Annotated in this window: 22 protein-coding genes, 1 tRNA gene and 1 pseudogene; 17 read left to right on the plus strand and 7 right to left on the minus strand. The window is 69.9% G+C overall.

The window, feature by feature from the left end:
• The 3 genes from U9983_RS15700 to U9983_RS15710 form a co-directional block, all read left to right on the plus strand.
• Positions 1–216: hypothetical protein (locus U9983_RS15700; RefSeq protein WP_322754743.1), on the plus strand; the 216-nt coding region annotated here is incomplete at its 5' end.
• Between the two features lie 10 nt (positions 217–226).
• On the plus strand, positions 227–3,988 hold the full coding sequence (locus tag U9983_RS15705) for a hypothetical protein (RefSeq protein WP_322754744.1): 3,762 nt from the start codon (positions 227–229) through the stop codon (positions 3,986–3,988).
• Between the two features lie 41 nt (positions 3,989–4,029).
• Positions 4,030–4,308, plus strand: a complete 279-nt coding sequence (locus U9983_RS15710; protein ID WP_322754745.1) for a hypothetical protein — start codon at positions 4,030–4,032, stop codon at positions 4,306–4,308.
• 124 nt (positions 4,309–4,432) lie between these two features.
• Here U9983_RS15710 and U9983_RS15715 read toward each other — a convergent pair.
• The 6 genes and pseudogenes from U9983_RS15715 to U9983_RS15740 form a co-directional block, all read right to left on the minus strand.
• Positions 4,433–4,594 (minus strand): annotated as a pseudogene (locus U9983_RS15715) (alpha/beta hydrolase); the annotation flags it as partial.
• Positions 4,595–5,222: 628 nt separating this feature from the next.
• Positions 5,223–5,296, minus strand: a tRNA-Val gene (locus U9983_RS15720).
• Positions 5,297–5,408: 112 nt separating this feature from the next.
• Positions 5,409–5,660: a Tn3 family transposase gene (locus tag U9983_RS15725; protein ID WP_322754747.1), complete on the minus strand. Its 252-nt coding sequence runs from the start codon at positions 5,658–5,660 to the stop codon at positions 5,409–5,411.
• A 14-nt stretch (positions 5,661–5,674) separates the two neighbouring features.
• Entirely contained in the window at positions 5,675–10,945 is a 5,271-nt protein-coding gene (locus tag U9983_RS15730; RefSeq protein WP_322754748.1) for a tetratricopeptide repeat protein, read from the minus strand.
• Positions 10,946–10,957: 12 nt separating this feature from the next.
• Positions 10,958–11,302 carry a trypco2 family protein gene (locus U9983_RS15735; RefSeq protein WP_322754749.1) on the minus strand — a complete coding sequence of 115 codons (345 nt, stop codon included), beginning with the start codon at positions 11,300–11,302 and terminating at the stop codon, positions 10,958–10,960.
• A gap of 31 nt (positions 11,303–11,333) precedes the next feature.
• Positions 11,334–11,615 (minus strand): hypothetical protein, encoded by a 282-nt coding sequence (locus tag U9983_RS15740; RefSeq protein ID WP_322754750.1) that lies wholly within the window; start codon positions 11,613–11,615, stop codon positions 11,334–11,336.
• Between the two features lie 247 nt (positions 11,616–11,862).
• Between U9983_RS15740 and U9983_RS15745 the strand changes: the two genes are divergently transcribed.
• The 6 genes from U9983_RS15745 to U9983_RS15770 all read left to right on the plus strand — a co-directional run bounded on the left by U9983_RS15745 (position 11,863) and on the right by U9983_RS15770 (position 16,404).
• On the plus strand, positions 11,863–12,339 hold the full coding sequence (locus U9983_RS15745) for a MarR family winged helix-turn-helix transcriptional regulator (protein WP_322754751.1): 477 nt from the start codon (positions 11,863–11,865) through the stop codon (positions 12,337–12,339).
• Positions 12,340–12,427: 88 nt separating this feature from the next.
• A complete protein-coding gene (locus U9983_RS27920; RefSeq protein ID WP_416211412.1) occupies positions 12,428–12,838 on the plus strand; it encodes a nuclear transport factor 2 family protein in 411 nt (136 codons plus the stop codon).
• A 17-nt stretch (positions 12,839–12,855) separates the two neighbouring features.
• Positions 12,856–13,299: a nitroreductase family deazaflavin-dependent oxidoreductase gene (locus tag U9983_RS15755; RefSeq protein WP_322754753.1), complete on the plus strand. Its 444-nt coding sequence runs from the start codon at positions 12,856–12,858 to the stop codon at positions 13,297–13,299.
• Positions 13,296–14,054 (plus strand): SDR family NAD(P)-dependent oxidoreductase, encoded by a 759-nt coding sequence (locus U9983_RS15760; protein ID WP_322754754.1) that lies wholly within the window; start codon positions 13,296–13,298, stop codon positions 14,052–14,054. Before U9983_RS15755 ends, U9983_RS15760 begins: the two co-directional genes overlap by 4 nt.
• A gap of 518 nt (positions 14,055–14,572) precedes the next feature.
• On the plus strand, positions 14,573–15,640 hold the full coding sequence (gene add, locus U9983_RS15765; RefSeq protein WP_322747912.1) for an adenosine deaminase: 1,068 nt from the start codon (positions 14,573–14,575) through the stop codon (positions 15,638–15,640).
• Positions 15,637–16,404, plus strand: coding sequence for a demethylmenaquinone methyltransferase (locus U9983_RS15770; protein WP_416211411.1), 768 nt, complete (start codon positions 15,637–15,639; stop codon positions 16,402–16,404). Before add ends, U9983_RS15770 begins: the two co-directional genes overlap by 4 nt.
• A gap of 93 nt (positions 16,405–16,497) precedes the next feature.
• On the opposite strand, the gene U9983_RS15775 is transcribed toward U9983_RS15770, so the two are convergent.
• On the minus strand, positions 16,498–17,217 hold the full coding sequence (locus U9983_RS15775) for a dienelactone hydrolase family protein (protein WP_322754755.1): 720 nt from the start codon (positions 17,215–17,217) through the stop codon (positions 16,498–16,500).
• A 294-nt stretch (positions 17,218–17,511) separates the two neighbouring features.
• Here U9983_RS15775 and U9983_RS15780 point away from each other — a divergent pair, with 294 nt between their 5' ends.
• The 8 genes from U9983_RS15780 to U9983_RS15815 form a co-directional block, all read left to right on the plus strand.
• Positions 17,512–18,900 carry a geranylgeranyl reductase family protein gene (locus U9983_RS15780; protein WP_322754756.1) on the plus strand — a complete coding sequence of 463 codons (1,389 nt, stop codon included), beginning with the start codon at positions 17,512–17,514 and terminating at the stop codon, positions 18,898–18,900.
• A gap of 277 nt (positions 18,901–19,177) precedes the next feature.
• The gene (locus tag U9983_RS15785; RefSeq protein ID WP_322747914.1) at positions 19,178–19,537 is read left to right on the plus strand and encodes an NADH-quinone oxidoreductase subunit A; all 360 of its coding nucleotides are present in this window, start codon (positions 19,178–19,180) and stop codon (positions 19,535–19,537) included.
• Complete coding sequence (locus U9983_RS27925) at positions 19,528–20,277, plus strand: NuoB/complex I 20 kDa subunit family protein (protein WP_416210330.1); 750 nt, start codon at positions 19,528–19,530, stop codon at positions 20,275–20,277. Before U9983_RS15785 ends, U9983_RS27925 begins: the two co-directional genes overlap by 10 nt.
• On the plus strand, positions 20,274–20,951 hold the full coding sequence (locus U9983_RS15795; RefSeq protein WP_322754757.1) for an NADH-quinone oxidoreductase subunit C: 678 nt from the start codon (positions 20,274–20,276) through the stop codon (positions 20,949–20,951). The genes U9983_RS27925 and U9983_RS15795 overlap by 4 nt, the downstream gene beginning before the upstream one ends.
• Positions 20,952–21,072: 121 nt before the next feature.
• Positions 21,073–22,521 (plus strand): NADH-quinone oxidoreductase subunit D, encoded by a 1,449-nt coding sequence (locus U9983_RS15800; protein WP_322754758.1) that lies wholly within the window; start codon positions 21,073–21,075, stop codon positions 22,519–22,521.
• Positions 22,521–23,276 (plus strand): NADH-quinone oxidoreductase subunit NuoE, encoded by a 756-nt coding sequence (gene nuoE, locus U9983_RS15805; protein WP_322747885.1) that lies wholly within the window; start codon positions 22,521–22,523, stop codon positions 23,274–23,276. The genes U9983_RS15800 and nuoE overlap by 1 nt, the downstream gene beginning before the upstream one ends.
• A gap of 2 nt (positions 23,277–23,278) precedes the next feature.
• Positions 23,279–24,622 carry an NADH-quinone oxidoreductase subunit NuoF gene (gene nuoF, locus U9983_RS15810; protein WP_322754759.1) on the plus strand — a complete coding sequence of 448 codons (1,344 nt, stop codon included), beginning with the start codon at positions 23,279–23,281 and terminating at the stop codon, positions 24,620–24,622.
• A gap of 5 nt (positions 24,623–24,627) precedes the next feature.
• On the plus strand, positions 24,628–26,306 hold a 1,679-nt coding region (locus U9983_RS15815; RefSeq protein WP_322754760.1), incomplete at its 3' end, for an NADH-quinone oxidoreductase subunit G.

Consider the following 26,306-nt stretch of genomic DNA (forward strand, 5'->3'; position numbering starts at 1 on the left):
ACGGTGCGGGTGAGCGCCGGCAGCGGCATCGCGACCGACGCGGCGCTCGTCGTGCCCGGCTGGGCACTGGCGGCCGGGAAGGGCCGCCAGGAGCTCGCCACCGGGCTGAGCCTCGTCGGCGGCGCGGGCCTGAACGCCGCCCTGCGCCAGAACCTGGCCGCGCTCACGCCGGCCATCGGGCTCGGCTCGGACGGCGCATCCGGACAGATCGGCTGAGGAGGAGACCATGCGGAACCCGACGGTGCCGATGCTGCACGGGCTACTGGACCAGGAGATCTATTTCACCGGGACCCGCTACCGGGAGACGAAGGAACTCAAGCACTTCATCGTCCAGCAGCGGGACGTCGCCTACCGCGTCCAGACCCACTATCACGACTACGTCCAGGTTCTGGAGGACCGCTTTCGGCAGCTCGGCCTGGCCAGCCTGCAGGCCGCCGACACCGACTACGCCCCGGACGGCGCGTCGCTGCCCGAGACCGTCGAGGTGACGCTCCCGGCGGCGGCGCGGGTGACAGTCGCCGCCCGCGCCGGCCTGCTGCTGGCGGCGGCCACGTCGGCGCGTCTGCCGGACGGGACGCAGGTCGAGCTGGCCGCGTCGCTGTCGGTCGACGCCTCCGCCGCGACAAGCGTGTCCGCCCCCGCCGGCCTGGCCGTGACCCTGACCGACGGGCTCACGCCCGCCCCGCCGCCGGGCAGCGTGCTCACGCTGGCCGCGTGGCCGGCGTTCCTCACCGTCGATGCCGCTGTCCAGCTTCCGGCCGACACCGCCGTGATCCTCTACAACGGGAGCACCGCGACCCTGCCGGCGGGAACGGGGGCGCTGCTGGCCGGCGGCACCGACGTGACCGTCGTCGCGGGCACCCAGGCCACCCTGGTCAGAAGCCAGCCGCGCCCGGTCCTGTACGCCGAAGCGGTCGACCGCTACGGCCCGACCGACCTCGTCGCGCACCCCCGCCCGGTACGCGATCTCGACTTCAGCGGCGGCGGCGCCTACGCGGTCTACAACTGGGAGCTGTTCTTCCACGCCCCGCTGGCGATGGCGATACAGCTGAGTCGCAACCAGCACTTCGCCGACGCCCAGCGCTGGTTCCACTACATCTTCGACCCGACCGACAGCAGCGACGGTCCAGAGCCGGAGCGGTTCTGGAAGGTGCGCCCGTTCCAGACGACCGAGGTCAAGCGGGTCGAGGACATCCTGGTCAACCTGGCCACCGGCGCGGACGCCCAGCTGCGGGCCGAGACGGCCAACAGCATCGACGCCTGGCAGCGCGCGCCGTTCCGGCCGCACGTCATCGCGCGTTACCGCCAGCAGGCCTACATGTACAAGACCGTCATGGCCTACCTCGACAACCTGATCGCCTGGGGTGACTCCCTGTTCGCCCAGGACACCGGTGAGGCCGTCGACGAGGCGTTGATGCTCTACCTGCTGGCGGCACAGATCCTCGGGCCGCGCCCGCAAGCCGTCCCCGCCAAGGGGACGATGAGGCCCCAGACCTACGACAGCCTGAAGAAGGACCTGGGCAAGCTCGGGACCGTCCTGCGGGAGGTCGAGGCCGACCCGCCCTATGACCTCTTCCCGCTGCCCACCCCGGCCGGCCCGGTGAGCCCGGCGGTCGCCGCCGCGCGGAGCCTAGGCAAGGCGCTGTACTTCGGCGTGCCGCGTAACGACAAGCTCCTCGGCTACTGGGACACGGTCGCCGACCGACTGTTCAAGATCCGCAACAGCCTCAACTCGCAGGGGGTGTTCCGGCAGCTCGCGCTGTTCGAGCCGCCCATCGACCCGGCCCTGCTCGCGCGGGCGGCCGCGGCCGGCATCGACGTCGCCGCGATCGTGAACGGGGTGAACCAGCCGCTGCCGCTGGTCCGGTTTGCCCCGTTGCTGCGTTCCGCGATCGAGCTTGCCCAGGAGGTCAAGGCCCTCGCGGCGAACCTGCTGGCCGTCATCGAGAAGGAGGACGGCGAGGCGCTGGCGCTCCTGCGCGCCAAGCACGAAGGCGCGATCCTTCAGCTGGCCGAGCAGGTGAAGTACGCGCAGTCCCAGGAGGCGATCAAAGCCACGGAGGGTCTGCGCGGCTCCCTCCAGATCGCCATGCAGCGATACGTGTACTACGAGCTCCAGCTCGGCCGGACTCTGGACCAGATCAGCGCAGCGGTCCCCACCCTCGTCGATCTGGACCGGGCCGGCCTGGAGCGGATGAAGCTGTCCGCGCAGGAGGGCAGCGTCCCGACCCGGACCATCGAGGTCGACATAGCGCGCGACGCCTTCGCCAAAGCCGCCCAGGCGCTGGCCGGCGGCCGGCTGCTGAGCTCCAACGAGGTGCGGGAAGGACTCCTCCTGGAAGGCGGGCAGCTCGCCTCCGACATCGCCAACATCATCAGCTTGGTCAGCTCCATCGGCCACGCCGTGCCGAGCGTGAGCGTGCACGTCCAGCCGTGGGGCCTGGGCACAACGGTCTCCTACGGCGGCAGCAACGTCGGTAACGCGGCCGGCGCGATAGCCTCCGCCGCCCGAGCGGTGGCGGAACGGCTCAACTTCGAGGCCCGCCGCGCGGCCCGGATCGACGCCTTCGCCCGGCGCGAGCGGGACTGGGCCTTCCAGAGCAACCTGGCGGCGGGCGAAATCAGCCAGATCTTCAAGCAGATCCGGGCCGCCCAGCTCCGCGAGGCCATCGCCGACCTCGATCTGCGCAACCACCGCGAACAGATGAAGCAGGCGGCGGAGATCGAGACCTTCCTCAACGAGGACGGCGCGAGCAAGACAGGAAAGAACGCCAACAAGGCGCTGTACGGCTATTTGAAGCGCGAGATCAAAGGCCTCTATGCACAGAGCTTCCAGACCGCGTTCGGCGTCGCCCGCCAGGCCGAGCGCGCACTGGGCCATGAGCTCGGTGACACCAGCCTGACCTTCCTTCAATATAATTATCTGGCGGGCAAGGAAGGTCTGCTCGCCGGCGAGCGACTGATGCTCGACCTCCGGCGGATGGAGCTCGCCTACCAGCAGCTCAACCAACGCGAATACGAGCTGACCAAGCACGTCAGCCTGCTCCAGGTGGCTCCAGAGGCCCTTCTCGAACTCCGCGCGACCGGCCGCTGTACATTCAGGCTTGACGAGGACCTGTTCAACCTGGACGGCCCCAGCCACTACTTCCGGCGGATACGGAACGTCGCGCTGTCCATTCCGTGCGTCGTGGGGCCGTACACGAGCGTCAACTGCACCCTCACCCTGGTCAGGAGCACCATCCGAGTGAGCCCGGCGCCGGGCGCGCACGGCTATGCACAGGAGGGCACCGAGGACGCCCGCCTCGCGGACTACTACGGCAGCCTGCGGTCGGTCGTGACCAGCGGCGCGCAGAATGACAGCGGGCTTTTCGACGCGAACCTCCACGACGAGCGCTACCTGCCGTTCGAGAACTCCGGGGTTATCAGCGACTGGCAGCTCCGGCTGCCCGCCGACCCTTCGTCCGGGGATCCGGCCCAGTTCGACTACAGCACGATCAGCGACGTCGTGCTGCATATCACCTATACCGCCCGCGAGGGCGGCGAAGCGTTGGGCAAATCCGCCGTCAGTGACCTGAAGGAGAAAATCGAGTCGGCCAAGGCCGCCGGCAGTACCCGACTTTTCTCGCTGCGCCACGAGTTTCCGATGGCCTGGGCCGCGTACAAGGCAGCGCCGAAGGTCGACGGTGATTTCCGGCCGATCACCATCAGCCTGACTGCCCAGCACTACCCCGTCTGGAGCAAGGCCGGGGACGGGTTTCGGTGCGAGGTGAAATCGGCCGTCCTCATCGCGCGTGGAAAAGGTTCACTTCAGCTCGCGAAACCTGGCGGGACAGATCCACAAACGCTGGGCCGCTCGGTCGGCGACCTCTGGCGGGTCGAAATCGCCGACAAGCCACAGTTCGTCGGCGATTGGGGGGCCTGCCTCACCGCCGACGGCGTCGACGACGCGTTCCTCCTCCTCCATTGGGGTATGATCAAGGGTGTCTGATCCGCAGGCAAGGACGGTGGCGATCGTCGTGACGGTGACCGGTGCTGAGGGAGCGGGACGATGACTACCCCGTCGAACACGCTCGAGAGCTGGTCGCCGTCGACGCTGTCGAGGACCAGCGCCTTGGCGTCGAGCCAACCCTGGCGTACTGCGTCCAGTTCGACCCCGCGCTTGGCCAGCTCCTGGCGCGGCCTGTCGACGCAGAGGAGGACGCAGGGCACCTTCTCCAGCCGCGCGCGGCCGACCTTGTAGGTCTCGCGGTGGATCCGGCGGCTGGACGTTCTGGCAGTACTCGAATCGCGACCACGTGCCGGGCGTGAGGACGACGGCGGGTGCACAGGGAGTTCGTGGACGCGGACACGTTCGTCGGGACGCGCGGACTTGGAGGCGCTACTGCTCCCATGAGGGCGGCGCCCCGGGTCTGCGCCCGGGGCGCCGCTCACGTCACGCCCGCAGGTGCCGCTCGAAGAACCGGACCGCCGACGCCGCCTCGAAACGATGCAGCCCCATGTGCTTCCCGGCATTGACGTGCAGCGACTTCTCCGTCGACGCGAACGCGTCGAACAGGGCGAGGCCGCCCGCGCGCGGAATATGCTCGTCGTCCCACGTGGCGTGCGAGACCAGGCACAGGTCAGCCGGGTTCAGGTCGGTCACGGGCGTGCCCCTCACGAGAAAGGACGGTGCTCCCAGCAGCTATCCAGCCGCACACCCCGTGACGGAACCAGGGAGCACCCACGACGGAACTGCTGCGTCGATCACGGGACTCACCTCCCTGGGCTCCGGTCACGGTCTGGGGCCACGGTACCGACAGAGACTCGACGCCCGCCACCGAATTCTCGGTCTCATGCCGGCCGTCGGCGTCGCCGCGCCGCTCGCCGCGTGCAGACCACGACGGTCACTACCTTCCGTGATGCCGAGAGCCGTACAGCCGGCTTGGTGCCAGCATCGACGGCCCACAACTCCCGCCGGCCACTGGGACAGTCAACCGGCCCCCCGCAGTCACCGACGGGCCCTCCCTGGAGACCAAGGACCTGGCGAACTGGTACCTGCTCGACGTCGCCGCGCGGAGCCAGATGTCACCCACAGCAGCCGCATGAGGCTCGTCGGGCGAGGACCATCTTTCCGTACGAACCGGGAGACAGGCCCGCCTACCTGCTCGTTTAGGTGATCCCCAAGCGACGCGACCGATAGGTAAACCTATTTGACCAGGTCAGACACTAACTACGCGGCGTAGTGGGGCAGGTGGGGCTCGAACCCACGACCGGAGGATTGTGAGTCCCCCGCCCTGACCAGTTGAGCTACCGCCCCAGACCGATGCACCGTGTCGGCGACAGCCGTCTCATGCCGAATATGCTGGCCGGCGGCCATGATCTACCGCCTCAGAGTCGTCGCCCGTGCCGGCCGGTGCCGGCTCGTTCCGTCAGATGCCGTCACGGGTGTCGTCGGGCAGCGAGAAGTTGTACCGGCCGAGCATGCGCAGGTGGTCGAACCCGAGGGGTGAGAGCCGGGCGACGTCGGCGGCCGCGGTGGGTCTGCCGTCGGCGCGGATCTGGTCGAGGGCGCGGGCGGTGTGTACGGTGTTCCAGGTGGTATCTGGCGCGGGCGGCTCAGATCTTTGAATCGGTGCAGGTCGAACTGTTGCGGGCGCGTCCGCAAGAGATGCAAGGCCCACGACCGGTCGCCTCGCTACTCCGGCCCTTGTATGACGTTATTGCTACCCCAGTAGGCGGCGTGGGTGTCGACCTGTGTGGCTTCCTGGTGTCGGCCCAGGAGGCGTAGGCAGTGGGCCTGGATCTGGAACACGGCGAGCAGGGTCGAGAGGTGCTCCTGCGGGTCCTGCTGAGCCAGGCTGAGCAGCCCGGCGGCTGCCTCGTCCAGGCAACTCAACGCGTCGGCGAGTCTACCGGCGTTCACCAGACTGGTGGCGTACACCAGCAGCGCCTCGGACAGCAACGGGAACAGCGTCGGGTCGGTCCGTGCTGCTGGGGCGATGATCTCCAGGGCGATCCTGGCGTGTTCGAGCGCACCGACCTGGTCGCCGAGCAGGTCGAGGCAGGTGGCGAGCTCCTGTTCCGTGCCATGGTGTTCCAGCAGCAGCGCCGGTTCGGCCAAGGTCCGAAACCGGGTAGCCGACTCCTGCAACGGCCCCACCGCGTCCCGCTCGGCGCCGGCGGCGCGCAAGGCCAGCCCGAGGATGTACAGGCCGCTCGCCATCATGGCCGGCACACCCGGTTCGGCTTCGTGTTCGCGGAACACGCGCACGGCTTCGGCCGCCGACTGCACCGCTCCGGGTGCGCCGGTCTCGAGTCGTGCCTGGGTGAGCATGACCAGGACGTTCGCGACGGGCACGCCCAGGATCTGCACCGTCGCCAGGCCGTTGGACGCCGCTCGCTCCGCCTCCGCCGTCTTGCCGAGCATGAGCAGGCACTGGGTCAATCCTCTGAGGAACAGCAGGTACGGCTCGTCGCGCCGAAGAGGCCCCAGGGCGTCGTAGTGTGACCGTGCCGCCGTGAAGTGCGGGAGCGCGCCATTCACGTCGCCGCCGGCGAGCAGGGCGAGCGCCGCGCAGGTTTCCGCCAGCGCGAGCGGGTCCCGCGTGATCGGCTCGTCGGGACACCACCTGATCGCGTTGACCGCGTCCTGGTACGCCTCCGGAAACCGCTGCAGGTCGATCAGGTACCCGGCACGTTCTGTGAGCGTCTGGGTAAGGCCTCGTGCCAGCATCGGCAACGAGTCCACGAGATCCAGGTACGTTCGCGCGGCCTCGGCGTGCATGTCCACAGCCTCAGTCTGTCGCCCCATCGAGCCGAGGCCCCGGCCCGCCGCGGCGTGCGCCGCGGCGTGCAAGGCCCGGCTGTTCGGGTCGGTCGGCTGATGGACGTGGAAGTAGCTGAGCGCGGTTGTCGCGTGGTGGAGGCCCTCGGTGGGGCGGCCGAGGAGGATGTGGCAGTTCGCCATGGCGGTGAAGGCGCTCGCACGGATCAGGCCGGCGCCGGGAATGGTGTCGTCGGCGGGCAGTAGCGCGACCAGCTCACCGAGAACCGCCAGGGCCTCGTCAGGCCGACCCACCTGAGCGAGGCACTCACCGGACACCGCGAGGTTACGCGCCAGCAGCCCCCGCGCCACCGGGGTATCCGTCGCGGCTGGTGTGAGCAGGTCACGGGACACGGCCAGCGGACCGACAGCGTCAGAGGGCCGGCCGAGCAGAAGGTGGCTCTGACCGAGGTCCAGCAGTGTGAGGCCGCGCATCCAGTCGGTCTCGTCCGACTCCTCTTCCTCGTCGAGGATGTCCATGACCTCACGGGCCTTGTCGAGTGCCTTCTGGGGCCGGTTCGACGCGATGAGGCTGCTGCTCAACGTGCCGAGGGCGACGGCCCGCAGCATCGGGATGTCCCGGCCCGACAAGCCGGCCAGCAGGTCCACGGCCTCCGTCGCCGCCGCCAGTGCCTGGTCGACCTCGCCGAGGGGCTGTGCCCAGGACGCCACCCCGCTCAGCGCGCTGCTCAACGCCTTCGCGCGGTCCGCGCTGCCCTCCGGGAGCAGTCTCGCCATCTCCACCGCACGTTCGGCCTCTGCGAGCGCCTCGGCGAACTGGCCCTCGACCCCGAGTTCCGAGCTCAGCTTGTCCAGCGCGGCGACATGCCGGGGCAGGAGCGCCGGGTTGGCGGCCGCGAGGGTGGCGGCGTGTTCGACGTCCTCCCGTGCCTCGGCCACGTAGTCGGTCGGGCGGCTCAGCCGGTTCGCCAGCGCCGTGGTCGTGCGTAGGCCATCGGCGTGACTGGGATCGGACTTCGCGAGAGCGCGGTGGATCGCCGCGCTCTCGGTCAGGTGGTAGACGGCGGCCGCGGTCTGGCTCATCCGGTTGAGCACGACTCCGAGCATCGCGTGGGCGTCCGCCATAGCCGGCTCGTCGACCGTCTGACGGTGGAGCTCGATGGCCGCACGCAGGGCCTCCGCGGCCTCGGACAGCAGATCGGCCGCGTACAGGTACGAGACCAGGCTCCCGAGCGAGCGTGCCAGGGCGGCGGGGTCGTCACCGGCCCGGTGCTCGGCGACCGCCGCACGGGCATGACCGATCGCCTCCTCGGTTCGGCCGGCCTTGGCACTGCAGACGCCGAGTGCGTCCAACCGGACGGCCAGCCAAGCGTGGTCGTCCGGGTCGTACTGGCGAAGCAGTGCAACGCTTTCGTCCAGGGGTGCGATCGCGTCGGCGAACCTGCCGACGTCACGCAGCACGAAGCCCAGCCATCGGAGGGTCTCCGCGTGGTCCCTGGCGATCCGCCGCTCCTGCTCCGCCGCGACCCGCCCCGGCAGTAGCGGCAGCCGGCTCCTGGTGATCATCCGCGGGGCGTGCTCAGCGAAGCCGACCACGAGACGAGCCGTCAACAGCAGCCGGGGCAGCCAACGATCCCGTTGCGACCATTGAGGATGCGTGCCATCGGGTGGCCGGTAGTGGCTGGGATCGGGCGCCGGCGTGCCCGGCGGCAGAATCCCGGCCAGATGGCGCAGGGGAGCGACGAACTCGGTCATGACGTCGGGCCTGTCGAGCAGGGCGTGCTGCTCCAGCATCAGCGCGAGCTGTTCCGCGGCCGGAGCCCGGTTCCCCTGGTCGGCGAGACAGGCCGTGAGGTTGCCCAGCGAGTCGACCAATGCGGGAAGGTGCTCCCTGCCGAGCTGCCGGAAGCGTTGGACGGCCTCGGCCAGCAACTCGTGGCCGGCCGTCAGGTCGCCGGACACGGCCAGGGCCGTGCCGGCGTTGTGGATCGCGTGCGCGAGCGCGTCAGGCGGCCCGTTCCGAGGGAACACGTCCAGGGCCCGGCGGGCTGCCTCGACCGCGCCGGCGTGGTCGCCGCGCACGGAACGGAACGCGGCAAGGTCGGTCCACGCGGCGGCGGCCGCCTCCGGCGATGAGTGGCGGCCTGCGGCCAGCTCGGCGACCTGGCAGTGCATGCGCGCGATAGCGTCCACTGTGGTCGGTCGTGGACCGGCCAGTTTCGTTGCCGCCTCGGCGATCTCGCCGGACGTGTCGAAGTCCGCGCACAGCACGATGGCCGCTTCGACCGCGCCGGCAAGCCGGCCGGCGGGATCGGCGACGGCCGCCTGCACGAGCGGCGCGAGCCGCCTCGCGAGCAACCCGGTCAGCACGCCGCGGACGTCCTCGCGCTGGGTGGCGGCCAACCGGAGAGTGTTGAGCATGGTGACCATGTGCGTGGTGGTGCAGGCGTCGTTGTCGTGCACCCACAGCACCAGCTGACCCAGGTTCGGGGTCCGGGCGAGCAGCTCCTCGGCGAGCAGGTCGGGCGCCAGCGCGGCGATGACCGGGCCTCCGGGGAACAGCTCGGCCAGCCATTCGGACACCTTGGTCCGCCGGTCGACGGCGACTCCGGTCCGGTCGGCGAGTTGCGGGAACGAGGTGAGCAGCTCCACGGCCTCGTCCGGAGTTGGCGTGGTCAAGGTGGCCAGCGCGACGGCCTGACGGGCCAGCTTGGTGGTCAGGTCGCCGATGTGGTGCGCCGGCAGCCTGCCCTCCCAGCGGGCGGACTCGCGGATGAAGAACCCCCGCACGACCCCGTCGGAGCTGGCGTGGGTCTCGCCGCGCAACGCCTGCAGGACCGCGAGGTGGACCTTCAACGGGTTGCGGTACCCGTCGTCACTCAGGTCCAGTGTGGACACCTCGACGCCGCCGCCGAACGCGATCCACGCCCGCCGCGCATGTTTGCGCCGCTCGCCCGGCCCCAGCCCGCCGGCCGCCAACTGGACCACCACTCGCGTGCGGCGCTCGATCTCGCCCAGCGTGTCCTGGTTGAGCCGATGCCGCCAGGTGAGGAACTCGGCCTGCGGCCCCGACGGCGCCCGGTCCACGAGCATGATCCGCAGCCGCGCGCCGCGCCGCCGGGCGGACAGCCGGCCGATCAGTTCGAATACCTCGCCGCTCGCCCGGTCGGGGTAGTCGAGCACCAGCACGGTCGGCCACGTCACGTCGACATGCGTCCCGGCGCGGATCACGCGGTCGAGATCGGACATGCGCGCGAACCCCGCCGCCCAGCCCGCGTCGCCGAACTCCCGGCACAGCTGTGCGCCCAGCCGCGTCTTGCCGGCGCCGCCGTCACCGTTCACCACGGCGACACTGAACAGGTCCGGACCCGCGCACCAGGCACGCAGCCGGTCCAGGTCGTCGTCCCGGCCGATGAACGGCACGACACCGTGTTTCGCCTGCAGCAGATGGAAGTCCGCGTGCCCGGCGGGCAACGGCTCGTAGGGCGGGCCGAGGAAGTCCCGCACGTGGAGCTCAACCAGGTTCCGGTTCCAGACGTCCTCGACGTCCCCGGCGCGCACGCCGACGACGCGCCGGAAACCCTCCTCGTCCATCAGCCGCGTCACCGGCACGGCCTCCAGCCGGCGGCCGCCGTGCGCCGGGGAGTCGGCCACGACGACACCCAGGAGCTGCCGCCCGAGCCCGAACAACGCCGCACCGGACATGCCCTGCCACCACGACGTACCCGGCCGAGACGGGATGAGGTGGGGCTCCGCGATGTTGACGTCGTACCGCTCCGACCGCACGGCCGTGCTGGCGCTGATCCGCCCACGCATGGTCTCGGTGTCCACTCCCTGGGACTGCGGGAATCCTCGCGCCACACAGGCCACCCCGTCGTCGACGACCTTGCCCCAGCGCAACGCGTCCCGGTCCGGCTCGTCCCGCCACGGCGCGTCGGCGACGCGCACGACGGCAGCGTCGACGTGAAGGCTGTACCACACGACCTCGGCGTCGTGGACCGTCTTGTCCAGCAGCCGGACGGTGGCGCGGACCGGTTCACGGGCCGGCTCGGTCAGGCCGACCGCCACGTGCCCGGCAGTCAGGACGAGATCGTCCCCGATCGCGTAGCCAGACCCCGAACCTCCGCCCCCGGCGACCTCGACCACGCGACGGCCGCCCATGCGGCGCAGTTCGGTGTCCATCGGCCTGACCTCTCAGCCCTCGTCGGGGTCCCGATCCTCGGGGAGCGGCGGCAGTCCGGTTCCGTCCCGTCCCACGAGGACTTTCTGACCGGGCGGCGCGTCGACGAGCATCGGCGACAGGGTCAGCGTGAGCTTGTGCACCGAACCACGGGTGTGGTCGGCGGACGCGCCGAACGTCAGCACGCTCCACAGCCCGGCCTTGGCCTCGGACTTCCCAGTGGACGTGATCGCCACCTGCAGGTCGAGGACGACCGACTCGAGTGCGAACTTCAGCCTCTCGTCCGCGCCGTCGGCCATCGCCTGCGCCAGTTCGGTCCGCAGCTGTGTGATCGCCCTCGCCAGCGGCACTTCCGCCATGACAACCCCCTCGGTTCATTCGGAACCCGTCCTATATAGCCACGTGGTCGCCGTTCGTGTTACGGATCCGAACCGGATCGTTATCCCACATACCCGTTCGGCTGATGCCCCGGTGGATGACCGCCGGTCGGGCCGGGAAGTCCGCTGGTAGCACTGCGGACCCGAGGCGCTCGCGCAACTGGCGCAACGTCGACGCGTAGACCCGCCGGGTCCCCGCAGTCTCAGGATGATCCAAGGTGGACAGGAACGCGGCGACCGCCTCGGCGACGGTCGGCGCCTCCGAACGCGGCCCGAGCGCCCGCGCCACGCCCACGGCCGCCCCTTCCATCGCTATCGCAGAAAAGCACCCGGAGTCGGCCACGCCCAGCGGGTCTGTCCGGCCAGGTCGCTGGTGACGTTACCGCAGAAAATCGGCTGCTTTCGGGGCGGACGCTACCCGGGGCCGGCCGCGGCGGGTGGCCCCGGCTGGTGGGTCCGGAAGCGGCCGGCCGGCCACCTCGACAGCGACGGATAGATGTCGAAGGGTTTGACATCTAATCATTGCGGAGTAGATTGCAGGTGTGGATCCGCCACGGTTGCCGATCGGGCTGCACCTGACCCGCACGGCGCGAGTCGTCAGCCGGGCCTACGACGAGGCGTTGGCGGCGGCCGACGGGTCGTTGCCGATGTGGCTGGTGTTGATGAACCTGAAGGTCCGCGCACGGGCCAGCCAGCGTGAGCTGGCGGCGGCGGTCGGCATCCGCGAGGCTACGCTCACGCATCACCTGAACGCGATGGAGGCACAGGGACTCGTCCGTCGCGAGCGCGACCCACACAGCCGTCGGACGCACCTCGTGACGTTGACCGAAGCCGGCGACGCCGCGTTCCTCCGGCTCCGCGACGCGACGATCGCGTTCGACCGGCGCCTTCGCGGCGGCATCGCCGACGACCGGTTGGCCGCTGTCGCCGAGACTTTGACCAGCCTGCTGTTCAACGTCGGCGGGACGGAGGACGACCTGCCCTCGCCGCCTGGACCGCGCGGGTGCCGGGCCACCTAACGAACCGGCGCGACCACAAATCGGGCTGGACAGGTCGATGAATCCTACCCGAAAACGGTGCATTTCCGACTCCTGGAAGGGGACGATGATGAGTTCACCGACGGCGCGGCCTGCTATCGAGGGCCGCATCGACGCGTGGGTGCGAGCCGAACTCGCTGGCGATTCCGACGCGTTGAGCGGACTACTTCACCCAGACTTTTTGGGCGTCGGACCGTTCGGATTTCTCCTCGACCGTGGCCAGTGGATCGGGCGGTTCGCAGCCGGGCTGAGGTACACCGCGTTCTCCTTCACGCCCGACGTCCCACCGCGGAGCGTCGGCGCCGCGATCGTCGTCGTCGGCACACAGCGACAGCGCGGTGACCACCAGAGCCAGCCGCTCGACGCCGAGTTCCGGGCGACGCTCCTCCTCGCCCCCGGGCCGGACCAGCTCCTGACCGGCATTCACCTAAGCCCGCGGTACCCGCCGCGAACCGGCCGCCTGCCCACAGACCCTTCATGAGCCGAGGGGAAAACACCATGACCGACAAGCCATACATCCGGCCGCCGTGGCCCGCGCGCGTCATCGGGGGCCGCGCCGCCCGGTTGTTCCAACCCGCGATCGTGCATTCGCTGACGGTTCCCGGCCGGGTCACGGGCCGGGAACGCACCGTTCCGGTCGCCGTCCTCGACCACGGCGGCCAGCGTTACCTCATATCCGCCTACGGCGACACGGAATGGTCGCGTAACCTGCGGGCCGCCGGGCATGCCCGACTGCGCGGTCGCCGGCGCAGCGAACGGATCGAGACGATCGAGGTTCCCACCGAGGACCGGCGGCCCCTGATCGCCGAGTACCTACGCCAGTACGGCCGCCTGCCCACCGTTCAACGGACCTTCGACGCGCTGCCCGACCCGGCCAACCACCCAACCTTCCGCATAACGGACCCACGTTCGACGGGCGACGAGCTCCGGACAAAGCCGTGACCAGCCTTGAGGGCACGGTTGCGCTCGTCACCGGAAGCTCGCGCGGAATCGGCGCCGAGATCGCCCGCCTCTTCGCGGCCGAGGGCGCCCACGTCGTCCTCCACGGCCGTGACCGAGACGCCCTCGACCGCGTCCACGCCTCGATCACCGCCGCGAACGGCCAGGCTCTCGTCGTCACCGGCGACGTCACCCGCTACGACGACCTCGAAGCGATGCGCACGACCGTCGAGGACGAGGTGGGCCCGGTCACGATCCTCGTCGCGAACGCCGGCGGCAGCACAACACCGCCCGCGCCCCTGGAGGACATCAGCCCAGCCGACTGGCGCGCGGCGGTCGACGGGAACCTCACCGCCACCTTCCTCACCATCAAGTGCTTCCTACCCGGAATGAAGGCACGCGGCGCCGGCGCGATCATCACGATGTCCTCCGCGGCGGCGCGCAGACCCAGCCCGTTCTCGCCACTCGCCTACGCCACGGCGAAAGCCGGCGTCGGATTGCTCACCCAGGACGCAGCCGCCCAGGCCGGCCCGCACGGAGTCCGCATCAACTGCATCGCACCCGAGGCCATCCTCACCGAACGAAACAGCACCGAAATTCCCCCGGCCGTCCAAGCCCACCTCCGCGACCAGCACCCCATCCGCCGCCTCGGCACACCCAACGACGTCGCCCGGGCCGCCCTGTTCCTCGCCACCGACAACTCGGCCTGGATCACCGGGATCATCCTCGACGTTGCAGGCGGATCCGTCCTCACCTGAGATCCGACAGAGACTGATCGACTCCCGTGTCGCCGCAGGAACGGACTGAGCACCCGGCCGGGTGAACGTTCCGTGACGCCGCCCGCGCACGGTGCGGACACGGCTCGCCAGCCGCGCAACGGGCCGCCCGAGGCTGACCCAGCGGCAGTAGCACACGCGCTGGTCAGCAGCCTCACGGATGTAACGTCAAAGTTAGAAAGATCGGTAATTTGGGTATAAGAACCGCCGAAAGCCCAGGTCAGGCCACATGCGGCACCTACCCAAGGCACGGTCAGTGGGGCGGGTGGGGCTCGAACCCCCGACCGAGGGACTATGGGCCGGTCATCCGCCCGGAACGGACGGGTGGGGATGCGGTCACCCGGGGGAGTTCACCGAGGCCGGGCCTCCTAGCCACTCGCCCACGCCAAGCCGTACGGCGTGCACAGAGAGCCCGTCCTCGAATGTTCAGCCGGGAGATCTCTCGGGGGTAATGCGCCGACCCGGTGCGGGAGGCGTCCGGCTAGCCTGGCCGGGTGACCGTGCGCACCGGACCGAAGATCGAACTGCACGTCCACCTGGAGGGCACCGTCCGCCCGGAGACGCTGCTGGCGATGGCGCGGCGTAACGGCGAGCCGCTGCCGGCGACGACCGTCGAGGGCCTCACCGAGCTCTACCGGTTCCGGGACTTCGACCACTTCATCGAGATCTGGATCATGACCACGCACGTGATGCGCACCGCCGAGGACTTCCGCCAGGTCGTCGTCGACTACGCGGCGCAGGCGGCCGGGCACGGCGCCGTGTACGTCGAGGGGATCTTCTCGCCGTGGTTCCGGGTCCAGCGCGGAATCTCCTGGGAGGAGATCTTCAACGGCTACGCCGACGGCGTGGCCGAGGCGCGGGAACGGTTCGGCCTGGACATGCGCCTGACCCCGGACGTCGACCGCATCCTGCCGCCGGAGGCGGCCTGCGAGGTGGCGCGCCAGGCGGTCCGGTTCCGGGACTTGGGGATCGTCGGCCTCGGCCTCGGCGGGCCGGAGGTCGGTCATCCGCCCGAGCCGTACGCACGGGCCTTTGCCATCGCCGCCGATGGAGGCCTGGCCGCCGTCCCGCACGCGGGCGAGACCACCGGACCGGAATCGATCAGAGGCGCCGTCGATGCGCTGGGTGCACGCCGCATCCGCCACGGCATCCGCGCCGTGGACGATCCCGATCTCATGGTTGAACTCGCGGAACGGAACATCGTCCTGGACGTCTGCCCGGTGTCCAACCTGCGGACCCGGTCGGTGACCGAGCTCGCCGCGCATCCGCTGCCCGCGCTCATGGCCGCCGGCGTCCGCTGCTCGCTGGCCACCGACGACCCGGCCATGTTCGACACCGATCTCGGACGTGAACACGCGGTGGCCGCCGCGTTGGGCGTGCGTGCCCGCGACCTCTACGAGGCCGGGGTGGCCGGAGCGCTGTGTGACACCGCGACCCGGGCGCGGCTCACGGCGATCGGCGCCACCACCGACTGGGAGGCGGCACAGGCCGCGCTCGCCATGGCGGCCGGAGACGATCAGCTGGCCGTGGATGTTGCCGCCGCAGGCCCCCCGGCGGTGTTTCGGTGAGCGGGGCAGGCGGCAGCGCCGCGCCGACGCCCGGTACCTCGGCCGGCCGACCCGGGCTGGACAAGCGTCCGGACGAGGTCGCGGCCATGTTCGACGGTGTTGCACGCCGTTACGATCTGACCAACACGGTGCTGTCCGCCGGCCGGGACAGGACCTGGCGTATCGCCACCGCGGACGCGCTCGAGCTGCGTCCGGGACTTCGGGTGTTGGACCTGGCGGCCGGTACCGCCACATCCTCGCGGGCGTTCGCCGCCCGCGGTGCCGCGGTCGTGGCCTGTGACTTCTCCCTGGGCATGCTCAGGGTCGGCCGCCGGCGCCTCGGTCAGCAGATCAATACTGCTGGCGGCGGCCTTGTTGCTCTGGTCGCCGGGGACGGCCTGAAGCTGCCGTTCGCGGACGCCTCCTTCGACCGGGTGACGATCTCCTTCGGCCTGCGCAACGTCGTCGATGTGGATGGCTGCCTCGCGGAGCTGGCGAGAGTGACCCGGCCGGGCGGACGCCTGGTCGTCTGCGAGTTCAGCCGGCCCACCTGGGCGCCGTGGCGCACGGTCTACCTGGAGTACCTGATGCGGGCGCTGCCCGGGCTCGCCCGCGCGGTCAGCAGCAGTCCGGACTCCTACATCTACCTGGCCGAGTCGATCCGCGCCTGGCCGGACCAGCCGGCCCTGGCCGCGCGCATCGCCGGAGCCGGCTGGACCCGGGTCGGCTGGCGCAACCTCACCGGCGGCATCGTGGCACTGCACCGCGCCACCCGCCCATCCTGACCCGGTATCGCGGGTATCGCGGGTATCGCGGGTATCGCGGGTATCGCGGAGTACCGGGGTGACCTCGGCGCCCCGGGCGGCCAGGCTTGATGATCAGGCTGGGATGTGGGCGTCCAGCCAGGCCAGCGTGCGGGCCCAGGCATCCGTGGCGGCGATGGCGTTGTATGCCGCGGGCCGTACGTCGCAGTGGAACGCGTGCCCCACGCCCGGGTAGCGGACGATTTCGGTCGGTACGGCGGCGTCCCCGGTGGCCGATCGCATGGCTTCGACGTGTTCCACCGGGATGCTCTGGTCGAGGTCGCCGAAAAGGCCCAACCACGGTGCCTGAAGGCGGGCCGCCACCTCGACCAGGGGCGCCTCGCCGAACCGGCCCTGGACGAGCCCGCCGCCGTAGAAGCTGACAGCGGCCCCGAGCGGACGGTGCGCGGCGGCAATCGTCGCCACCGTCCCGCCCATGCAGAAACCGACCACCGCGATGCGGTCGATCGCGGTTCCCTCGTCGGCGAGCAATTCCATACTCGCGTCGACGTCATCGAGGATCTCAAGGCTGTTGAGCGCCTGCGTGGTCGATCGGATGGTGGCGATATCGGTGTCGTAGGCGAAGACCGGTGACCCCGCCCGGTGGTAGAAGGCCGGCGCGATGGCACGCCAGCCGACGGCGGCGAAACGCTCGCACACGGTCGCGATGTACCCGGTGAGTCCGAAGGCCTCCTGGGCGACGATGACACCGCCGCGGGGCACGTCGGCCGGATGCGCGACGACAGCATCCATGGGTCCGTCCGCCGTGGACAGTGTGACGGTCTCGAAGCTCATCCCGTGCTCCTGTCCGGTCGAGTGTCCGGTCGCGCCCCGGGTGCCTCGGGGCGGGGATCACAGCCCCTGATCCGGTACATCATCCCCACTCACCTTACGGCCATGGTGATCCATTTGCTGGGGTTCGGACCCGCGGTTCGTCGCTGCACGCGACGCGGGCCTGTTCGCGATCCCGGCACCTGTGCCAACCGCGGGCGCAGGGCCTAGACTCGCCGTTGCGCTCGTGAAAATGTTCACGAGCGGTGGAAGTATGGCGAGTGGGAATACCCCGGCGATCCGGAGCGGTGCGTGATCATGACAGCGGTCGAGGCCGAGCACGCCGATGTCATCGTTGTCGGTGCTGGACCAGGCGGGTCGGCGGCTGCGTATCACCTGGCCCGCACCGGGCTGGAGGTCGTCCTGCTGGAGAAGACGAGCTTCCCGCGGGAGAAGGTCTGCGGTGACGGGCTCACTCCCCGGGCCGTTCGCAGCCTGATCGAGATGGGTATCGACACCAGCAGCGATCCGGCCGGGGTTGGTCCGGCCGGGGTTGGTCCGGCCGGGGTTGGTCCGGCCGGGGTCGATCGGGAGGTACCTCGGGGTGCCCAGATCTCCGGGTCGGTCCAGCAGGGCTCCGGGTGGGTCCGAAACCGCGGCCTGCGGATCGTCGGCGGCCGCGTGCGACTCGAACTGCCGTGGCCCGAGCTCGCGAACTGGCCGGACTACGGCCTGGTCCGTCCCCGGCTCGACTTCGACGAGCTGCTCGTCCGGCATGCCGAGAAGGCAGGCGCACGGCTGCGGGAGGAAACCGCGGTCACCGGCCCGGTGCTCGATGAGCGCACCGGTCGGGTTGTCGGAGTCCACGCGAAGGCTGGCCGTGGCCGCGAACCGGTCGAGTTCCGCGCTCCGCTGGTGATCGCAGCTGACGGCAACAGCGCGCGGATGGCCCTCTCGCTCGGCATCGGCCGCCGTGATGATCGTCCGCTCGGCGTTGCGGTGCGCCGGTACTACCGCAGCCCCCGCACCCACGACGACTTCCTGGAGTCCCACCTGGAACTGTGGGAGGGCGCACCGGGGGCCTCCCGGCTGCTTCCCGGCTACGGTTGGATCTTCGGTGTCGGCGACGGAACGAGCAATGTCGGCCTCGGGCTGCTGAACACCACCAGCGCCTTCCAGAACACCGACTACAAGGACCTACTCCGGCGTTGGCTCGGCGGTCTCCCACCGGAGTGGGGTTACACCGAGGAGAACGCCACCGGTCCGGTCCGCGGTGGCGCGCTGCCGATGGCCTTCAACCGCACGCCGCACTATCGCGACGGTCTCATGCTCGTCGGGGACGCGGGTGGTGCGATCAATCCCTTCAACGGCGAGGGCATCGCCTACGCCATGGAGTCCGGACGTCTCGCGGCCGAGGTGGCCGTGCAGGCGATGGCCCGCGCGTCCGGGCCGTCGCGGGAACGGGCGCTGCAGGCATACCCGCACCTTCTCCGCCAGCGCTACGGCGGCTACTACACCCTCGGTCGGGTGTTCGTCCAGTTGATCGGAAACCCGGCCGTGATGCGGACGGCAACCCGGTACGGGCTGCCTCGGCCGACGCTCATGCGTTTCACGCTGAAGCTGCTGGCGAATCTCACCGACCCGCGGGGAGGTGATGCGCTGGACCGTCTGATCAACGCGATGACCAGAGTCGCGCCCGCGACCTGAGTGCCCAAACGTGCGTCGCCGGACGTCACCCGCTGGACGTCACCCGCTGGACGTCGCCGGACGTCGCCCGCTGAATGCCGCTGGACGTCACCCGCTGAATGCCGCCGGACATCACCAGCCGGGTCGGGGTAAACCGGCCGCAACCCCCGGATCGGGCGTCGCGTAGGCTCCCGGGCGCGATCCGACCAGCGAACCCCGGGTCGCCTGCAACTGATCGTCAACGGCACACCGCCACTGCCACATCCCGCACCGGACCTGCAGAGAGGAGCTCGGCATGCTGTCGAACTACGTGCCGATCCTCGTACTTTTAGTGATCGCGGCAGCGTTCGCGATCGGATCTGTGATCATGGGGTCGCTGGTCGGCCCGAAGAGGTACAACCGCGCCAAGCTCGACGCATACGAGTGCGGAATCGAGCCGTCGCCCGAGCCGGTCGGCCCACACCGCTTCCCGGTGAAGTTCTATCTGACCGCGATGCTGTTCATCGTCTTCGACATCGAGATCATCTTCTTGTATCCGTGGGCGGTCGCCTTCGGGAGCCTGGGGATTTTCGGGCTGGTCGAGATGGTGTTGTTCATCGCGACCGTATTCGTCGCCTATGCGTACGTGTGGCGACGCGGAGGCCTCGAATGGGACTAGAAGAGAAGTTGCCCGGTGGCCTGCTGCTCACGACCGTGGAGAAGATGGCCAACTGGTCACGGCGGTCCTCGCTGTGGCCGGCCACGTTCGGCCTGGCATGCTGCGCCATCGAGATGATGTCGACCGGCGCGGGTCGTTACGACCTCGCCCGGTTCGGTATGGAGGTGTTCCGGGCCAGCCCGCGCCAGGCCGACCTTATGATCGTTGCGGGTCGGGTCAGCCAGAAGATGGCTCCGGTGCTGCGCCAGATCTACGACCAGATGCCCGAACCCAAGTGGGTGCTGTCGATGGGCGTGTGTGCGAGCAGCGGCGGGATGTTCAACAACTACGCCATCGTCCAGGGTGTGGACCACATCGTCCCGGTGGACATGTATCTCCCGGGCTGCCCGCCGCGGCCGGAAATGCTCATGGACGCGATCCTGAAGCTGCACGAGAAGATTCTCGCCGGCACGGTGACGGGTAAGCTCGAGTACACGACGGTCGGCCACTCGCCCTATCCGAAGCCGATCGAGGTGGCAACCGCGCGGGCCGGCCTGCCGGCTGGGGCGCTGGAAACCGACACACTGTCGGTCAACGACCGCAAGCGGTTCCGCCTTCCCGCCGGCGCCCCGGTCCCGACCGGAGCTGGTGCGGTCGAACCGTCGCTCGACACGCGCCGACCTGCCGCGATCGCTCCCGGTTCGGTGTTCGGTCGGATCAAGCGTCCGGTGGCTGCACCGGAGCACGGGGACAGGGCATGAGCGACGTTATGGCGCCCTCGGGAAAGGGCGGACCGCGTCGGCGCGACGCCTTCGGTGCGTCCGGTTCCGGCGACACCTCCGGTTTCGGCGGCCTCGTGGAGAGCCCCTCTGCTCCGGCCTCGACCGCACGACCGTTCGGTGACCCTGACGTCGACGCTGTCTACGACGCCCTGGAGCGCTCCTTCCCGCAGCTCGGCGAGGCGCTCGAACGCGTGGTGGTCGAACGCGGCGAGTTGACCCTGCACGTTCGGCGCGACTACCTGCTCGCGGTCGCGCAGACGCTGCGGGATGATCCGGGTCTGCGCTTCGAACTGCTGTCCGGGGTTTCCGGGGTGGACTACCCCGACGATCCGAGCGGCCGGCGGCTGCACGCCGTGTACCACCTGCTGTCGATGACCTGGCGTCGCCGCGTCCGCGTCGAGGTCGCGCTCGCCGACGACGACCCCACCGTCCCGAGCGTCATGGGTGTCTGGCCTACCGCGGACTGGCACGAGCGGGAGACCTACGACTTCTTCGGCATCGTCTTCTCCGGCCGCGACAGCCTTACCAGGATCATGATGCCGGATGACTGGTCCGGTCACCCACAGCGTAAGGACTATCCGCTCGGTGGCGTGCCCGTCGACTACAAGGGCGCCCAGGTACCGGCACCCGACACGCGGCGGAGCTACTCATGATCGGATGCGGCCCTCATCTGTGCCGTTCGAATCCGTGCCGTCCCTATCCGTGCCGTCCCTATCTGCGTCGTCCCAGTCTGTGTCGTCCCAGTCTGTGTCGTTCTTACCAACGAGGTTCGTTATGACCACCCACGCCTCCGAGACGTCCAGCACGTCCAGCAGGTCCAGTAGGTCCAGCCCGTTCGCGGGACCGCCGGTCGACGATGTTCCCGCTGACGTTCCTGCCGATGTGCCCGCGGCTGATGCGTCCGCGGCCGCCTATGAGGCCGGCTTCACCGAATCGGCAGACGGGCGGATATACACGGTCACTGGCGGTGACTGGGAGCAGGTGCTCGGCGGCGGTGAGGACTACACCGAGCGGCTCACCGTCAACATGGGTCCGCAGCATCCATCCACTCACGGGGTGCTGCGCCTTGTCCTGGAGATCGAGGGCGAGACGGTCGTCCAGACCCGGGTCGTGATCGGTTACCTGCATACCGGGATCGAGAAGAGCTGCGAGTTCCGCACCTGGACGCAGGCGGTCACCTTCCTCACCCGGGCCGACTACCTCTCGCCGCTGTACAACGAGACGGCCTACTGCCTGGCGGTGGAGAAGCTGCTCGGTGTCACCGAGGAGGTCCCCGAGCGGGCGACCGTCATCCGGGTGCTGGTGATGGAACTCCAGCGGATCGCCTCCCACCTGGTGTGGCTCGCCACCGGAGCGATGGAGATCGGCGCCACCACGGGGATGATTTTCGGGTTCCGGGAGCGCGAGAAGATCCTGGACCTCCTGGAGACGATAACCGGTCTGCGGATGAACCACGCCTACATCCGACCCGGCGGACTGGCCCAGGACCTTCCCGACGGGGTTGAGCGCGATATCCGTGTCTTCCTCGACGACATGCCGAAACGGATCAAGGAATACCACGCTCTGCTGTCCGGGCAGCCGATCTGGAAGGGCCGCATGGTCGATGTCAACTACATCGATGCGGCCAGCTGTATCGCGCTCGGCGTGACCGGACCGGTGCTGCGTGCGGCCGGTCTGGCCTGGGACCTGCGCAAGACCATGCCGTACTGCGGTTACGAGACGTACGACTTCGACGTCCCCATTCTGTTGGAGGCCGACTCCTACGCCCGCTACCTCGTGCGGCTGGAGGAGATGGGCGAATCGATGAAGATCATCGAACAGTGCCTGGGCCGGCTGCGTCCCGGTCCGGTGATGATCGCAGACAAGAAGATCGCCTGGCCGGCGCAGCTGTCCATCGGCACCGACGGGATGGGTAACTCGCTCGATCACATCCGAACGATCATGGGTACCTCGATGGAAGCTCTGATCCACCACTTCAAGCTGGTCACCGAGGGCTTCCGGGTCCCGGCCGGGCAGGTGTACACGGCTGTGGAGTCACCCCGCGGCGAGCTGGGCTATCACGTCGTCAGCGGCGGCGGCACCAGGCCCTACCGTGTCCACGTCCGGGATCCCAGCTTCGTCAACCTGCAGGCGGTCCCGGCGATGACCGAGGGCGGCCAGGTCGCGGACGTGATCGTCGGCGTGGCGTCCCTCGACCCAGTTCTCGGGGGAGTTGACCGGTAATGCCACTGACCGAACAGACCCGTGCCGCCGCGCGGGACATCATCGCCCGGTACCCACCGGGTCGCTCCCGCTCGGCGCTGCTGCCCATGCTGCATCTCGTGCAGGCCGAGGACGGCTGCGTCACGGCCGAGGGGATCGAGTTCTGCGCCACCGAGCTCGCCATCACCCAGGCCGAGGTGAGCGCGGTCGCGACCTTCTACACGATGTACAAGCGCAAGCCGGTCGGCGACTGGTTGGTGTCGGTCTGCACGAACCTGTCGTGCGCCCTGGTCGGCGGCGAGGACGTCTACGCCCGGCTCTCGCATCATCTCGGTGTCGGCCACGACGAGACGACACCGGACGGCGCGATCACTCTGGAGCATGCGGAGTGCCTGGCGGCCTGCGACTACGCGCCGGTGATGACCGTCAACTACGAGTTCTTCGACCAGGTCGACGCGGACTCCGCCGTCGAGATCGTGGCCGCGCTGCAACGCGGCGAACGTCCGACTCCGACCCGCGGCGCGCCGTTGTGCACGTTCGTCGAGGCGTCCCGGCAGCTGGCCGGTTTCCCCGACCCGCGCCCCGGCGCGGTGGCCGGGCCGGGCGTGGGTGAACCATCTGTGGCGGGTCTCCTCGTCGCGGATGCCGTGGACATGCCGGGTCCGGTTGCCGCGGGCACGCCCGACCCGGTTGCCGTCGGTGCGACGGTCGCCCCGACCGGCACCGCCAAGCGGGCCCGCACCAGGCAGACCGCCCATCAGACGAAGGGGAGCTGACCATGCCGGTCACCCCGGTCCTCACCGGACGCTGGAACACTCCCGAGTCCTGGACGCTCGCCACCTACGAACGCACCGACGGTTACCAGGCGTTGCGCCAGGCGCTGGAGACGAGCCCGGACGCCATCATCGGGCTCATCAAGGACTCCGGTCTGCGGGGTCGTGGCGGCGCAGGCTTCCCCACCGGCATGAAGTGGGGCTTCATCCCGCAGGGCGACGGCAAACCGCACTATCTGGTCATCAACGCGGACGAGGGCGAGCCCGGTACCTGCAAGGACGCCCCGTTGATGATCGCAGACCCGCACTCGCTGATCGAGGGCATCATCATCGCCTCCTTCGCGGTGCGGGCGAACAACGCCTTCATCTACCTGCGCGGGGAACTGGTGCACTGCGGACGGCGGCTGCGGGCCGCGGTCGCCGAGGCCTACCAGGCCGGCTACCTCGGCGCCGACATCCTCGGCAGCGGGTTCAACCTGGATCTGGTCGTCCATTCCGGCGCCGGTGCCTACATCTGCGGCGAGGAGACCGCGCTGCTGGACTCCCTGGAGGGCCGCCGTGGTCAGCCCCGGCTGCGCCCGCCCTTCCCGGCGACACACGGGCTGTACGCGTCACCGACGGTGGTCAACAACGTCGAGACCATCGCCAGCGTCCCGTACATCATCCGACGCGGGGTGGCCTGGTTCCGGTCGATGGGCCGCGAACGTTCACCGGGGCCGAAGATCTACAGTCTGTCCGGGCATGTGACCCGTCCGGGCCAGTACGAGGCACCGATGGGAACCACTCTCGCCGAGCTGCTGGAGATGGCCGGGGGCGTCCGCGGGGGGTTGCGGCTGAAGGCCTGGACCCCCGGCGGATCGTCGACGCCGATGCTCACCGCCGACCATCTCGACGTCCCACTGGACTTCGAGGGTGTCGCCGAGGCTGGTTCCCTGCTCGGCACGGCCGCCATCATGGTCATGGATGAGACCGTGGACATGCTCAAGGTCGTCCGGCGGCTGACCCAGTTCTACGCGCACGAGTCGTGCGGAAAGTGCACGCCGTGCCGTGAGGGAACCCCGTGGATGGTGCAGATCCTGTCCCGCCTCGAGCGGGGCGACGGCGACGCCGCCGACGTCGACACGCTGCTTGACGCCTGCGACAACATCTTCGGCCGGGCCTTCTGCGCTCTTGCCGACGGTGCGACCTCGCCGATCGTTTCGGGCATCGCGTTCTTTCGCGACGAGTTCCTCCGGCCCGCAGCTGACCGGTCCGCAGCTGACCGGTCCGCAGCTGGCGGGCCTGCATCGGCCCGGTCCGCATCCGACAGCGTCGCCGGTTCGCCGGACGCCCTCGCGAGAGCTCACTGATCACTATGACAACCGTGTCGACGAGCAGCGCCCCGTCACCTCCGGTCGTGCCCACGCCGCCGGATCTCGTCACCCTGACCATCGACGACCAGGCCGTCAGCGTCCCCAAGGGGACATTGATCATCCGTGCGGCCGAACTGCTCGGGATCGAGATCCCGCGCTTCTGCGACCATCCGCTGCTCGACCCGGTCGGCGCCTGCCGGCAGTGCATCGTCGAGGTCGAGGGCCAGCGCAAGCCGGTCGCGTCCTGTACGGCGGCAGTGTCGGCCGACATGGTCGTGCGTACCCAGCTCACCTCGCCGGTCGCCACCAAGGCGCAGGCGGGGACGCTGGAGTTCCTGCTGCTCAACCATCCGCTGGACTGCCCGGTCTGCGACAAGGGCGGTGAGTGCCCGCTGCAGAACCAGGCCATGGCCAACGGCAAGGCCGTCTCCCGGTTCAAGGAGACCAAGCGGACCTACCCCAAGCCGCTGGCCATCTCCACCGAGATTCTGCTCGACCGGGAGCGCTGCGTGCTGTGCGCGCGCTGTACCCGGTTCTCCGCGCAGATCGCCGGCGACCCGTTCATCGAACTGTTCGAACGGGGTGCGGACGAGCAGGTGGCGGTCGCCGAAGGCCAGCCGTTCACGTCGTACTTCTCCGGTAACACCGTGCAGATCTGCCCGGTGGGGGCGCTCACCAGCGCGGCCTACCGTTTCCGCGCCCGGCCGTTCGACCTGGTCTCGACCCCGACCACCTGTGAGCACTGTGCCGACGGATGCGCGCTGCGGACAGATCACCGCCGCGGCACGGTGATGCGGCGGCTCGCCGCCGACGACCCGGCCGTCAACGAGGAGTGGAACTGCGACAAGGGCCGGTTCGCCTTTGCCTACGCCGGCGGCGCCGACCGGCTCCGCACGCCGCTGGTCCGTGACGACGCCACCGGCGAGCTCGTCGAGGCATCCTGGACCGAGGCGCTCGCGTTCGCGGCCCGGGGCCTGGCGCAGTGCCGGGACCGCCACGGCGTCGGCGTCCTGGCCGGTGGCCGGCTGACCCGCGAGGACGCCTATGCCTACGCCAAGTTCGCCCGGCTCGTCCTGCACACCAACGACGTGGACTTCCGCGCCCGGCCGCACTCGGCGGAGGAAGAGGAGTTCCTGGCCCACGCCGTCGCCGGTACCGGCATCGGAGTGACCCACGCCGACCTCGCGGCCGCGCCCGCGGTGCTGCTGGTCTGCCTGGAACCCGAGGACGAGGCGCCGATCACCTTCCTACGGCTGCGCAAGGCCGCGGCCAGGCGGGGGACGGCGATCTTCTCGATCGCGCCGGTGGCGACCCCGGGCCTGGCCAAGATGGCCGGGACGCTGCTGCCCACCGCCCCCGGCGGGGAGGCTGCGCTGCTGTCGAGCCTGGCAGCCGGGGACGCAGGTGCTGCGGACATGCCGGCCGGTGCGGCATCGCAGGTCGGTGCGGCGCTGCGGGCGCCCGGAGCCGTGATCCTGGTGGGGGAGCGGGCCGCGCAGGCCCCCGGGACCTTCACCGCGGTCCTGCGGCTTGCGGAGGCGACCGGCGCTCGGCTGGCCTGGGTGCCGCGCCGCGCCGGCGAGCGTGGTGCCCTGGCCGCAGGCGTCCTGCCCTCGCTGCTGCCCGGTGGCCGCCCGGTCGCCGACGCGGCGGCACGGGCCGAGGTGGAGGAAGCCTGGGG

It is taken from the genome of Protofrankia sp. Cas3, assembly GCF_963555955.1.
GTDB lineage: Bacteria > Actinomycetota > Actinomycetes > Frankiales > Frankiaceae > Protofrankia.

Coding starts and splice junctions, on each gene's coding strand:
- nuoF (WP_322754759.1), top strand. CDS start 23,279: ATGCCGGTCACCCCGGTCCTCACCGGACGCTGGAACACTCCCGAGTCC.
- U9983_RS15780 (WP_322754756.1), top strand. CDS start 17,512: ATGACAGCGGTCGAGGCCGAGCACGCCGATGTCATCGTTGTCGGTGCT.
- U9983_RS27925 (WP_416210330.1), top strand. CDS start 19,528: ATGGGACTAGAAGAGAAGTTGCCCGGTGGCCTGCTGCTCACGACCGTG.
- nuoE (WP_322747885.1), top strand. CDS start 22,521: ATGCCACTGACCGAACAGACCCGTGCCGCCGCGCGGGACATCATCGCC.
- U9983_RS15705 (WP_322754744.1), top strand. CDS start 227: ATGCGGAACCCGACGGTGCCGATGCTGCACGGGCTACTGGACCAGGAG.
- U9983_RS15775 (WP_322754755.1), bottom strand. CDS start 17,217: ATGAGCTTCGAGACCGTCACACTGTCCACGGCGGACGGACCCATGGAT.
- U9983_RS27920 (WP_416211412.1), top strand. CDS start 12,428: ATGAGTTCACCGACGGCGCGGCCTGCTATCGAGGGCCGCATCGACGCG.
- U9983_RS15755 (WP_322754753.1), top strand. CDS start 12,856: ATGACCGACAAGCCATACATCCGGCCGCCGTGGCCCGCGCGCGTCATC.
- U9983_RS15800 (WP_322754758.1), top strand. CDS start 21,073: ATGACCACCCACGCCTCCGAGACGTCCAGCACGTCCAGCAGGTCCAGT.
- U9983_RS15735 (WP_322754749.1), bottom strand. CDS start 11,302: ATGGCGGAAGTGCCGCTGGCGAGGGCGATCACACAGCTGCGGACCGAA.
- U9983_RS15795 (WP_322754757.1), top strand. CDS start 20,274: ATGAGCGACGTTATGGCGCCCTCGGGAAAGGGCGGACCGCGTCGGCGC.
- U9983_RS15730 (WP_322754748.1), bottom strand. CDS start 10,945: ATGGACACCGAACTGCGCCGCATGGGCGGCCGTCGCGTGGTCGAGGTC.